General features: G+C 72.7%; 11 protein-coding genes. 5 read left to right on the top strand and 6 right to left on the bottom strand.

The genetic code is table 11. The features are described 5' to 3' along the window. Window positions 1-81: 81 nt before the first annotated feature. Window positions 82-1,359 carry an MFS transporter gene (locus tag ACFV1J_RS18205; RefSeq protein WP_385859215.1) on the bottom strand — a complete coding sequence of 426 codons (1,278 nt, stop codon included), beginning with the start codon at window positions 1,357-1,359 and terminating at the stop codon, window positions 82-84. A 140-nt stretch (window positions 1,360-1,499) separates the two neighbouring features. Continuing rightward, the gene (locus ACFV1J_RS18200; protein ID WP_385859201.1) at window positions 1,500-2,132 is read right to left on the bottom strand and encodes a class I SAM-dependent methyltransferase; all 633 of its coding nucleotides are present in this window, start codon (window positions 2,130-2,132) and stop codon (window positions 1,500-1,502) included. Window positions 2,133-2,271: 139 nt separating this feature from the next. On the opposite strand from ACFV1J_RS18200, the gene ACFV1J_RS18195 reads away from it, so the two are divergent. Next, window positions 2,272-2,676, top strand: a complete 405-nt coding sequence (locus tag ACFV1J_RS18195; RefSeq protein ID WP_385859199.1) for a hypothetical protein — start codon at window positions 2,272-2,274, stop codon at window positions 2,674-2,676. A 15-nt stretch (window positions 2,677-2,691) separates the two neighbouring features. Here ACFV1J_RS18195 and murJ read toward each other — a convergent pair whose 3' ends face one another. After that, on the bottom strand, window positions 2,692-4,380 hold the full coding sequence (gene murJ, locus ACFV1J_RS18190) for a murein biosynthesis integral membrane protein MurJ (RefSeq protein ID WP_385859197.1): 1,689 nt from the start codon (window positions 4,378-4,380) through the stop codon (window positions 2,692-2,694). Between the two features lie 9 nt (window positions 4,381-4,389). Continuing rightward, the gene (gene ligD, locus ACFV1J_RS18185) at window positions 4,390-5,283 is read right to left on the bottom strand and encodes a non-homologous end-joining DNA ligase (protein ID WP_385859196.1); all 894 of its coding nucleotides are present in this window, start codon (window positions 5,281-5,283) and stop codon (window positions 4,390-4,392) included. A gap of 30 nt (window positions 5,284-5,313) precedes the next feature. Between ligD and ACFV1J_RS18180 the strand changes: the two genes are divergently transcribed. Then, window positions 5,314-6,420, top strand: coding sequence for a Ku protein (locus tag ACFV1J_RS18180; RefSeq protein ID WP_385859194.1), 1,107 nt, complete (start codon window positions 5,314-5,316; stop codon window positions 6,418-6,420). 72 nt (window positions 6,421-6,492) lie between these two features. Beyond that, the gene (locus ACFV1J_RS18175; RefSeq protein ID WP_385859191.1) at window positions 6,493-6,879 is read left to right on the top strand and encodes an RNA-binding S4 domain-containing protein; all 387 of its coding nucleotides are present in this window, start codon (window positions 6,493-6,495) and stop codon (window positions 6,877-6,879) included. A 13-nt stretch (window positions 6,880-6,892) separates the two neighbouring features. On the opposite strand, the gene ACFV1J_RS18170 is transcribed toward ACFV1J_RS18175, so the two are convergent. Next, complete coding sequence (locus ACFV1J_RS18170; protein ID WP_385859189.1) at window positions 6,893-7,333, bottom strand: YchJ family protein; 441 nt, start codon at window positions 7,331-7,333, stop codon at window positions 6,893-6,895. Window positions 7,334-7,563: 230 nt separating this feature from the next. Between ACFV1J_RS18170 and ACFV1J_RS18165 the strand changes: the two genes are divergently transcribed. Both ACFV1J_RS18165 and ACFV1J_RS18160 read left to right on the top strand, forming a co-directional pair. Continuing rightward, window positions 7,564-7,758, top strand: a complete 195-nt coding sequence (locus ACFV1J_RS18165; RefSeq protein ID WP_030412631.1) for a hypothetical protein — start codon at window positions 7,564-7,566, stop codon at window positions 7,756-7,758. Window positions 7,759-7,893: 135 nt separating this feature from the next. Further along, a complete protein-coding gene (locus tag ACFV1J_RS18160; protein WP_385859186.1) occupies window positions 7,894-9,564 on the top strand; it encodes a hypothetical protein in 1,671 nt (556 codons plus the stop codon). Window positions 9,565-9,597: 33 nt separating this feature from the next. Here the strand turns inward: ACFV1J_RS18160 and ACFV1J_RS18155 are convergent, their stop codons facing one another. Next, window positions 9,598-11,103 carry a PLP-dependent aminotransferase family protein gene (locus tag ACFV1J_RS18155; protein WP_385859184.1) on the bottom strand — a complete coding sequence of 502 codons (1,506 nt, stop codon included), beginning with the start codon at window positions 11,101-11,103 and terminating at the stop codon, window positions 9,598-9,600. Window positions 11,104-11,204 lie beyond the last annotated feature (101 nt).

Genomic DNA, 11,204 nt, shown 5'->3' with positions numbered 1-11,204 from the left:
GTCGGGGTTGGGTCGGGGCGGTTGGGGGGGTTGTGGTGGAGTAAATGGTACCACGTCCACACAACCGGCCCCGGAGGACCGTCACCGCACCCGACAGCCACCCGCCCGCCGCAGGCGCAACGGCGAGCCACCCCGACGGCGGGACAGACGGGTACGTGGGAGGCGCCGCCAAGCGCAGCGGAACGGCGAGAAACCACCACGGCGGGACGGCCAAGTACGTGGGGAGAACAGGGAGAACCCGTCAGGGAGCAGCGTCGCGAGCCCCAAAGCCGCCAGGCCCGCGCCGAGCCACAAGGGGGCCCGTAGGCCTGCGGAGGCGATGGCCAGGCCGCCGACGGATGAGCCGACGATGACGCCGAGGGTGATGAACGAGGAGTGCACGGTATTCACCAACGGACCGGCGTTCCCGGCCCGTTGGACCCGTACGGCCATCGCCGGGTTCATCGTGACCCCGACCAGCCCGATGCCCATCATCAGCGCTACGGCCGGTACGGCGCGGTCGGCGAGGAGCGCGAAGCCGGCGAGGAACAGGGCGTTCAGCGTCAGTCCGGCGAGCTGGACGCCGACGGTGTGCCGGTCGGCCAGCCGCCCGACGACGGTGTTGCCGACGACCGTGGCGGCGCCGTAGCCGAGGAGCAGCAGCGGCACGGTGCCCGCGGAGAAGCCGGTGACCTCGGTGAGGAGTGGGTGGAAGTAGCTGAACGCGGCGAAGGTCGCGCCGATGATCAGCGTGCTGGTGGACAGCACCAGCCACAGCCGCGGCTTCCGGAAGGCCGCCAGTTCCTCCCGTACGCTGCCGCCGCCCTCGGCCCGGCCGAGGCGCGGTACGCCGGCGAGCGTGGCGAGTGCGGCCAGTACGGCGATGGCCGAGATCACCCAGAACGCCGCCCGCCAGCCGAGGCGTTCCCCGACGACCGTCGACAGCGGCAGCCCCAGCAGGGTGCCGAGCATCAGTCCGTTCATGGCCACCGCGATGGCCCGGCCGCGGATCTCCGGGCGGGTCAGCTGGACGCAGAGCGAGACGGTCACGCCGAAGAACGCCTGGGAGGCGACCCCGGTGATGATCCTGGCCACCAGCAGAACCTGGTAGTCCGGGGCGAGGGCGGCCAGCACGTTGCCGGCCAGGAATATCCCGAACAGCAGCATCAGCGCTGTCTTCTGCCGGAGCTTCAGCACGGCGATGGTGAGGAAGGGGCCACCGACCGCCATGGCCACCGCGAAGGCGGTGATGAGGTAGCCGATCTGAGGGACGCTCACCCCCAGTCCGTCGGCCATCTGGGGCATCAGCCCGGCCACCACGAATTCGCTGGTCACCATGGCGAAAACCCCCATGGCCAGCACATGTACAGGGCGCGGCACGGTCATCCGGCTCTCCACCCCACCTTTCTGGACTGGTCGTTCCAAAAATTGGACGAGGTGGACTGTACCGCATTTTGGATCAGTCGTTTCAGAACCCCGCACGGGACGCCCCGGTGTCAGGGCATCAGGGCGTCAGGGCGTCAGCCCCGCGGTTTGTCCCATACCAGCGAATAGCGCCACAGGAGATGACGCTGGTAGCGGCTGCCCGGCAGGCAGGTGCGGGCGGCGCGCCGGATTTCTCCGTACGTCATGGAGGTGTCCAGGATCGGCATGCCGGGCGGCCCGGACTTGCCGCCGTGCCGGCGGGCCTGGACGCGGGCGGCGGGGAGGCCGGCGCCACTGACGAGCCAGTCCCAGGCGGTTCCGTTGGCCGCCAGCCCGACGACGACGAGCCGGCCGCCGGGCGCCACCAGAGCGGCCAGGCGACGGGCCGCGGCGGTGAACTCCGCATGGTGGATGACGGCCACGGCCGTGACGAGGTCGTAGCCGCCGGGCAGGGTGCCGTCCGCCATGAAGTCGGCGGCCAGGAAGGTGGCGTTGGGGATCCCGGCACTGCTCTCGCGGGCCAGTCTCAGCATCGCGGCGGAGCGGTCCACCCCGGTCACCTCGCCGATCCGCCGGGCCAGTTTGCGGACCAGCAGGCCGTCGCCGCAGCCGACGTCCAGCGCCCGCGCGCAGCCGTCCGGCACCGCCTCCAGCACCAGGCGGTGGTAGTGCACATTGTGGTTCCAGTACGGATCCGGCGACGTCGCCGGTGCGTCGGTGAGCGGCATCGCGCCACCCTACGAGCCCGGCCGGTCCCCGGTGGTCCCATCGGGTGAACCCGTATCCGCGGCGGAACCGGGCGGACCGCTCGCCGCCTCCGGAGAAGTGTCAGAGCTGTTCCGTTTTCCGCGAGCCGTGGAGGTCCCGATGTCGCTCGACCGCCCCACTCCCCCGCCGTACGGCGCGGCACCGGACTACACGCTCGCCCCGCCGCGCCCCGAGGACCGCCTGGACACCCTCGCCCTCCCGCTCGATCTGCGGCTGCCGCCGCCCCGGCCGGAGGACCGGGTGGCGTGCGAGCCCTGGCGGGGGGACGACCGGCCGTTGCCGCCGCCGCGCCCCGAGGAGCGGCTGCAGGGCCCGGTGGCACTGCCCGATCGCCGCCGGCTGGACCTCCAGGCCGCGCTGACCGCGGCCGGGATCGCGCCGGAGGCCGGGGACACGGTCGCGGTCGCGGACATCGCGGGCCTGGGCGACGCCACGGTGCGGGCCGTCATCGGCTGGATCGAGGCGGCCGGGCGGGCGTCCTGGACCCGGCCGCACGCGGTGTGAGCGGCCGGCCCCGGGTCACCGCAGGCCGGGCAGCGTGCGCAGTTCGCCGACCTTCAGGAGCCGGGCGAGCGCCAGGAAGAGCAGGGCCATGGTGAGGCCGCCCGCGGCCAGCGCCAGGACCGGGGCCCAGAACTGCGGGACGGCGATCCCGGAGCACGCCCGGGCCGCGAGCCAGGCCGCCGCACCGGCCGCGGTGGCGGCCCCGGTCAGCTTGGCGTAGGTCCGGCACAGCCGGCGGCCGTCGAGGCGGCCGGAGAGGCGCCGGCGCAGCAGCAGCGCGGTGAGCAGCAGTCCGGCCCCGTACGCGACGGTGTAGGCGGCGGCCATGCCGGTGACCGCCCAGCGGGCCGGCAGCAGCAGGTGGCAGGCGGTGGCCAGGGCGATGTTGAGGGCCGCGATGGCGGCGCCGGTCCAGAACGGCGTGCGGGTGTCCTCGAAGGCGTAGAAGCCGCGCAGCAGCAGGTACTGGGCGGAGAACGGGATCAGGCCGAGGCCGAACGCCTGCAGCATATGGCCGGCCGGCGCGGCCGAGGCGGCGTCCACCGAGCCGTGCGCGAACAGGAGTTGGGCGGTCTGCGGTCCGAGCGCGACGAAGAAGAAGGCGGCCGGGACGATGAGCACGCCGCTGACGCGCAGGGCCCGGGAGAGGTCGTCGCGCAGGTCGTCCAGGCGGTGCTCGGTGACCGCCCGGCTCATCCGGGGCAGCAGGGCCGTCACCAGCGAGACGGTCACGATCGACTGCGGCAGCGTCCAGATGGTCTGGGCGTAGCTGTACGCGGTGTATCCGACGCCGGCGGTGGGGAGTTGGCGGTCGGCGGCGCCGGCGTAGTGCGTGACGACGGTCATCGCGGCCAGGTTGGCGAGCACGAACAGCAGCGTCCAGCGGGCCGCCGTGAGGCTCTTGCCGAGGCCGCTGCCCCGCCAGTCGAAGCGCGGCCGGAAGCGGAAGCCGGCCGCGCGCACGAACGGGACCAGGGCCAGGGCCTGCAGGGCGATGCCGCCGGTGGTGGCGAGGCCGAGCAGTTCGATCTGGCCGGTGGTGATGTCCTCGATCCGGTCGGGGCCGGACAGCAGCCCGAGGTAGAGGCCGAACATCGCGATCAGTACGACGTTGTTGAGGACCGGCGTCCACATCATCGCGCCGAATCTGCTGCGGGCGTTGAGGACCTGGCCGAGGATGAAGAAGAGCCCGTAGAAGAAGATCTGCGGGAGCAGGAAGCGGGCGAAGACGACGGTGAGGGCGAAGGCGGCGTGGGTCGCCGGGGTGTCGGGGGTGTAGAGCGCGACGATCTGGGGGGCGGCCCACACCGAGAGCAGGGTGCCCACCGCGAGCACGCTCAGGACGAGGGTGACCAGCCGCTGTTCGTGGGCCCGGCCGCCGTCCGGGTGCTCGGCGCGGGCCCGGACCAACTGCGGTACGAGCACGGAGTTGAGCGCGCCGCCGATCAGCAGGGTGTAGAGGCTCATCGGCACGACGTTGGCGGTGTTGTAGGTGGTGGCGAGCAGTCCGGTGCCGAGCGCGGCCGCCTGGAGCACGTTGCGGAACAGCCCGGTGGCGCGGGACACCACGGTGCCGGCCGCCATCAGGAGCGAGGAGCGGGCCAGCCCGCCCCCGGGTTCCTCCTTCGTGGTCGCGTCGCCGGCGGATATCTCCCGGCCGGGCGCGCGCAGTTGCATGGTGTCGTCCGGTGTCCCCTCGATCATGGGGACAATCTATGCCGCTCCCGGCAGCGGGCGGGCACGGGCGGGGTCCAGGAGCGGGGCGAGCAGATCACCGTGGGCGGCGCAGCGGGGGGCGATGTCGCTGAAGAGGAAGGTGAGTTGGGCGGGGTCGGTGCAGTCGGCGACCTCGTCCCAGGTGACGGGGGTGGAGACGGTGGGGGTGGCGCGGGCGCGCAGCGTGTAGGCGACGGCGGTGGTCTTGGCGGCGGAGTTCTGCGAGAAGTCGATGAAGACCTTGCCCGGCCGCAGCGACTTGGTCATCTTGTGGACGACGAGGTCGGGCAGGGCACGGGCGGCCTCGACGGCGAGGTGCCGGGCGTACGCGGTGACCCGTTCGGACGGGGCGGGTTCGATGGGCACGATGAGGTGCAGCCCCTTGGAGCCGCTGGTCTTGGCGTGTACGTCCAGGCCGTCGGCGGCCAGCCGGGCGTGCAGCCACTGGGCCGCCAGACAGCACTCCACGATGGTGGCGGGTTGACCGGGGTCCAGGTCGAACACCAGCCGGTCGGCGATGCCGGGCGCACGGCAGGTCCATTGCGGCGTGTGCAGTTCGACGACCAGGTTCGCGGCCCAGACCAGTGCGGCGAGCCCGTCGATCACGACCTGGCGGGTGGGCCCGGACGTCGAATGGGGGACCTCGCAGGTCTTCACCCAGGAGGGCGTGCCGGGCGGCACGTTCTTGGTGAAGAAGCGCTGGCCGTCGGGCCCGTCGGGATAGCGCAGGAAGGACAGCGGCCGGTCCGCCAGGTGCGCGAGCAGCGCGTCCGCGGTGGTGGTGCAGTAGTGCAGCACCTCACCCTTGGTGGTGCCGGTCTGCGGATAGAGGACCTTGTCCAGATTGGTCAGCGAGAGGCGCCGCCCCTCCACCATGGTGATCGGCGACATACGATGAGAATCCCACACAAGGGATGAAATATGCGTTCTATCTGGAATGGGTCAATTTCCTTCGGACTGGTCACCATCCCCGTGAAGACGTACAGCGCCACGGACCGGACCTCGTCCGTCTCTTTCGTCCGCATTCATGAAAAGGACGGCGCGCAGATCCAGTACCGCAAGATCTGCGAACTCGATGGTGAGGAAGTCCCGAACGAAGAGGTCGGCAAGGGGTACCAGCCGCCGGGCGACGACATCATCGTGCCGGTCAGCGACGACGAACTGTCGCGGCTGCCGGTGCCGACGTCCAAGACGCTGACGATCCTGTCCTTCGTCGACCCCGCCGAGATCGACCCGCTCCAGTTGGACAAGGCGTACTACCTGGGCCCCAACGGGGCGGCCGCCACCAAGCCGTACGCCCTGCTGCGGGAGGCGCTGGAGCACCACCGGAAGGTGGCGATCGGCAAGGTGGCGATGCGCGGCCGGGAGTCGCTGGCGATGCTGCGGGCGTACGAGGGGGCGATCGTGATGCATGCGCTGCTGTGGCCCGACCAGATCCGGCCGGCCGCCGGCGTGGCCCCCGAGGAGGTGCAGATCCGCGAGAACGAGCTGTCGCTGGCCGAGACCCTGATGGACTCCCTGGGCGAGCTGGATCCGACGGAGCTCCACGACGAGTACCGGGAGGCCGTGGAGGAGCTGGTCGCCGCCAAGCTGGAGGGCGAGGAGCCGGTCGCCCCCGCGGCCCCGCGCCCGTCCGCCCGGGTCATCGATCTGACCGCGGCACTGGAGAAGAGCGTGCGGGCGGCACGGGAGGGGCGGACGGAGGCCGCGGAGGGCGAGGCGGAGTCGGCGTCCGTGACACCGATTCGGGGGCGGAAGGCGGCGGAGAAGGCCGCGGCCAAGAAGACACCCGCGAAGAAAGCCGCGGCCAAGAAGTCCGGCACGGCGAGGTCCACGGCCACGAAGTCGGCACCGGCGAAGAGCACGGCGAAGAGCACGGCGAAGAAGAGCACCGCGTCAAAGACCGCGGCGTCGAAGACCGCGGCGACGAAAAGCGCGGCGGCCAAGAGTGCGGCCAAGAGTGCGGCCAAGAAAAGCGCCGGGCAGAAAAGCACCGCCAAAAGGGGCACGGCCAAGAAGTCCGGCTAGGTCGAGGGCCCTTCCCGGGGCGTACCCCGGCCACGCGCTTTCCTCCTCCCCCGCCCGTTCTAGAGTTTCGGTATGGCTTCAGACGACCAGGGGACCACCCGTATCGACAGCTGGATCTGGTCCGTGCGGCTCACCAAGACCCGTTCGCTGGCCGCCGCGGCCTGCCGGGCGGGACACGTACGGGTCAACGGCGAGCGGGTGAAGCCGGCGCACGCCGTGCGCAGTGGTGACGAGGTGCGGCTGCGGCACGCCGGCCGGGAGCGGATCGTGGTGGTCTCGCGGCTGGTACGCAAGCGGGTGGGCGCGGCCATCGCCGCGGAGTGCTTCATCGACAACAGCCCGCCGCCCCCGCCCCGCGAGGAGATTCCGCTGATGGGCATCCGCGACCGCGGCACCGGGCGGCCCACCAAACGTGACCGTCGGGAGATCGATCAGCTGCGGGGCCGCGGTATCGACTGACCCGCGGGACTCCTCAGGCGCCCGGGAGCGCGTCGAGGTAGACCCAGGCGCCGTCCTGACGGACGAAGCGGCTGTGCTCGTGCTGGCTGTCGGCGTGACCGTGCAGGGTGTAGTGCGCGCGGAACTCGACCGTGCCCTCGGTGTGGAAGGCGCTGCCACCGGTGGCCCCGAGGATCTCCAGCCCGGTCCAGCGCTGCGCCGGTTCGAGGTCGAGGGCGGCGGGCCGGGTGGACGGGTGCCAGGTGCGCAGGAGGTAGCCGGTGTCGCCGACGGCGAAGGCGCTGTAGCGCGAGCGCATCAGCCGCTCCGCGGTCGGAGCGGCGGCGCTGCCCTGGTGGAAGGGGGCGCAGCAGTCGCCGTAGGTGGCGGCGCGGCCGCAGGGGCAGGGCGCGGCGGGGGTCACGGCGGCCGGGCGGCGCGCCGGGCCGGCCGGCTTCTTCTTGGACTTCGGCACCCCATGATTGTGCCGGGTCGGCGGGGGCGGTTCGCGACCCGCCGGGGGGTGCGCGGACGCCCGGCCGGGCGGCGGTGGAGGACACGCCGGGGCGACACGCCCTGAAGCTGCGCCCATATAGGGAATTTCAACGACAAATCACTCGTTTGCGGCTTCTTATGGCTTGATGCGACCTGTGAGGCTGGAAGAACTCAAGGTGACCGTCCCCACCACCCAGGAGAGAACACCCCATGATTCTGTCCATTTCCGGCGTCGTCCTGCTCGGTGTCATCGTCTTCCTGTTCTTCCGCAAAGACGGCCTCAAGTTGTCCCACGCGCTGGTCTCCGCGCTCTTCGGGTTCTATCTCGCGAGTTCCGCCATCGCGCCGAGCATCAAGGCCGGCGGAGCGAGCCTGGCGAGCCTCCTCGGAGGGATCAAGCTTTAGCGGGCTTTTCCCTCTGAGGGCCTCTCCCCGATCAGCGGCCGGGGTGCGGGCCGGGGTGGCTGCCGCGCGCCGCCCGCCCCCGGCCCGCCGCCCGACCGAGCTCCCCCGACCACCGCACGAGCACCTGGAGACGATGTGGCCCGGCGTCCTCTGCCCCGCATCCTGACCGACCGCGTACCGCTTTCCCGTATGGCGCAGAGCGTGTCGCTCCTGCGCGGGCGCGATCTCGCGCGCAGCGCCGCAGACGGCGCCTCGGACGTGTTCCACCCGCTGATCACCATCGGCCGGGGACTGCGCCGGCTGGCGGTGGCCGGCCGGGGGCGGTGGGCCGAGACGTCCAGGGAGCAGCGCGGCCCGGCGCTGTTCTTCGTCGGCGCGTGCGTGCTGATCGTGGCGCTGGTCCCGTACGGTCCGCTGCTGGCGCTGATCGCAACGATGATCGCCGGGGCCTGGGCGGGGCGGGAACGCGTCACGGAGGAGACCGGCCCGAGCGAGGCGGAGACCGAGCGGCTGCGGGCGCTGTACGAGGCACTGGTGCCGTATCTGGCCGTCGAGAGCGACCCGAGTCCGCTCTATGCGCCCGGCGGCGACTGGGCGGCGGCGTTCCCCGAGTACGCCTTCGACGACGGGCGGCTGGCGCGGCTCCGGCTGAAGTACCCGCCGTACTTCACCGACGGTGAGGACCAGTCCCGGGTCCGCATCGAGCAGGTGCTGTACGCCAAGGCCGGCCGCGGCCGGGAGTACCACTTCGCCTGGGACGAGCTGACCAACCAGCTGACCGTGACGGCGTTGGCCGCACTGCCGACCGACATCGCCGCGCAGCGTTTCGTCACCTCGCCGGGCGAGACGGTGCTCGGGTTCACCGACGCCGACGCGGTGCGGCGGACGCTGCCGGTCGACGGGGACGACGGGACCCGCGACGCGCCCCCGGTGGTGTGGCGCACCGGCCAGCGTTCCACGGAGCCGCATCTGCTGGCCATGGGGCCGCCGGGCGCCGGCAGTACGACGCTGCTGCGCTCGATCGCGCTGCAGGCGCTGCAGCACGGGGAGTTGCTGGTCGTGGACGGCGGCGGCACCGGTGAGTTCGGGTTCCTGGCCGGCCGCCGGGGCGTGCTGGGCGTGGAGAGCGGGCTGGCCGGGGCGCTGACGGCGCTGGAGTGGGCCGCGCAGGAGACCGAGCGGCGGCTGGTCACCGCGAACCGTGCGCGGCAGGCCGGCCGGCCGGTGCCGGAGGACGTCCGGCGGCCGCTGTGGATCCTGGTGGACCGGCCGTCGGCGCTGACCCATATCGCGGGCGCGGAGGGCCGGGACGATCCTCAGCGGTGGCTCCAGGCACCGCTGCGGCACGGCCGGGCGGCCCAGGTGACGGTGGTCGTGGCGGAGCAGTTCGAGAACGCCGAGCTGCTCGGCGAGGCCGTGCGGGCGCACACCAAAGCGCGGGTGGTGCTCGGCTCCGCCACGGCGGAGGAGGTGCGGGCGGTGCTCGGGGCGCCGCCGCACACCACGCCGACCGCGAGCGTGCCGCCGGGGCGCGGTTACGTACGACTGGGGACCGGCGAGGTGCTGCGCCTCCAGGTGCCCGCCACCCCCGACCCGTTCGACGAGGCGACCGGCGAGGCGCACCGGCAGGCCGTACTGGCCCTGCTGCCGGAGCGGGCGGTCCCGGCCGGTGAGGACCCGCCGGGAGAGGACGCACCGGCGGCCGCCGAGCCGGTGGGGCTGGCGCCCCAGGTGTCGATCGTCAAGGGCGGTGAGTCCCGTACGGCCCGGGGCGGGTCGGTGGAGACATTGCGCGCGGAGGGCTGAACTGCCCGGCAGGCAACTTGACTTGACGTCTCGTCAGGCGACGAACGAGTGCCGTGGTTCGGTGTCCACCGGCGCGCCCGTGGCGACCAGTCGCGCGGCTCCCGCCAGCCGGACCGCGGCCTCGTCGGCGACCGCCCCGCTGACCGTGAACGGCAACCGGACGAAGCCCTCGAAGGCGCCGTCCACACCGAACCGCGGGCCGGAGGGCACCCGTACGCCCAGCCGCTCCCCCGCCTCGGCGATCCGCGAGCCGGACAGTCCGCCGGTGCGGACCCAGAGGGTGAGGCCGCCGTGCGGCACGCTGAACTCCCAGTCCGGGAGGTGGCGGCGGAGCGCGGCGACGATGGCGTCGCGGTTCTCGCGGGCCTGGTCGCGCCGGATGCCGACGGCCTGCTCCCAGCCGTCGCCCTCCAGGAGCGAGGCGATGGCGAGCTGTTCGAGGACCGGTGAGCCGAGGTCGGAGTAGGCGCGGGCGGCGACCAGGCTGCGGATGATGTCGGGGGCGGCGCGCACCCAGCCGATCCGCATGCCGGCCCAGAACGCCTTGCTCGCCGATCCGACGGTGATCACCGCGCTGCCGGCCGGGTCGAACGAGCAGACCTGCGGGGGGACTTCGGTGTCCGGGTCGAGCCGGAGCTCGGTCATGGTCTCGTCGACGACGAGCAGGGTGCCGGCGGAGCGTGCGGCATCGACGAGGCGGCGGCGCTGGTCCTCGGTGGCCAGGGTGCCGGTGGGGTTGTGGTAGTCGGCGACGACGTACGCCATGCGGGGTGCGGCGTCGCGCATCACCTGGCGCCAGACGGGGATGTCCCAGCCGGACAGCCGCTCCCCCAGGGCGACCGGGACGAGCCGGGCACCGGCGTCCCGCATCAGCTGGAGGATGTTGGCGTAGGAGGGGGAGTCGACGGCGACCCGCTCGCCGGGGCCGGTACAGAGGCGGCAGATGGCGGCGACCGCACCCATCGCGCCCGTGGTCACCATGATCTGTTCGGGCATGGTGGGGATGCCGCGGGCGGTGTAGCGGTCGGCCAGGGCCTGGCGCAGGACGGGCAGGCCGGCCGGGTAGTCGCCGTGGGTGTGGGCGTAGAGCGGGAGGTCGGTCATCGCGGCCTGGACGGAGCGGGTGAGCCAGGGCTCGGGGGCCGGGAGGGCGGCGCAGCCGAGGTCGATCATGGAGCCGGCGGCCTCGGGCGGGAGGGGCTCCAGGCCGCGGGTGGGCAGCGGGTTGCCGGCGGGGACGGCGGTCCAGCTGCCGGAGCCGCGCCGGGACTCCAGGAAGCCCTCGGCGCGCAGCGCTTCGTAGGCGGCGGCGACGGTGGTGCGGCTGACGCCGAAGGCGGCGGCCAGTTCGCGTTCGGCGGGGAGCCGGGCGGCGACCGGCACCCGGCCTTCGAGGACGAGGAGGCGGATGCCGTCGGCGAGGCCGCGGTAGGCGGGCAACCGGCGTCCGCCGCCCGCGAGTTGCACCTCGCGGGAGTCCTGCGACCGGAGCAGCCGCGCGAGTTGGGGCGCGCCGACGGCTGAAGTCCACTGGGCCATGAAGATCAGTCCACCTTCCCGCAATTGGCTCTACTTCCCGAGCCCGTACATGCCACATGGTGTCATGCCTCGGTCCAATCCTGCCACGAGGGGGAATTCTC

This window comes from Streptomyces sp. NPDC059649, from assembly GCF_042734445.1.
Taxonomy (GTDB): Bacteria; Actinomycetota; Actinomycetes; order Streptomycetales; family Streptomycetaceae; genus Streptomyces.
Note: the sequence above shows the minus strand (reverse complement) of the source record. Positions and strands in the feature narration are given on the sequence as shown.

Coding starts and splice junctions, on each gene's coding strand:
- ACFV1J_RS18175 (WP_385859191.1), top strand. CDS start 6,493: ATGGCTTCAGACGACCAGGGGACCACCCGTATCGACAGCTGGATCTGG.
- ACFV1J_RS18195 (WP_385859199.1), top strand. CDS start 2,272: ATGTCGCTCGACCGCCCCACTCCCCCGCCGTACGGCGCGGCACCGGAC.
- ACFV1J_RS18180 (WP_385859194.1), top strand. CDS start 5,314: ATGCGTTCTATCTGGAATGGGTCAATTTCCTTCGGACTGGTCACCATC.
- ligD (WP_385859196.1), bottom strand. CDS start 5,283: ATGTCGCCGATCACCATGGTGGAGGGGCGGCGCCTCTCGCTGACCAAT.
- ACFV1J_RS18155 (WP_385859184.1), bottom strand. CDS start 11,103: ATGGCCCAGTGGACTTCAGCCGTCGGCGCGCCCCAACTCGCGCGGCTG.
- ACFV1J_RS18165 (WP_030412631.1), top strand. CDS start 7,564: ATGATTCTGTCCATTTCCGGCGTCGTCCTGCTCGGTGTCATCGTCTTC.
- murJ (WP_385859197.1), bottom strand. CDS start 4,380: ATGATCGAGGGGACACCGGACGACACCATGCAACTGCGCGCGCCCGGC.
- ACFV1J_RS18200 (WP_385859201.1), bottom strand. CDS start 2,132: ATGCCGCTCACCGACGCACCGGCGACGTCGCCGGATCCGTACTGGAAC.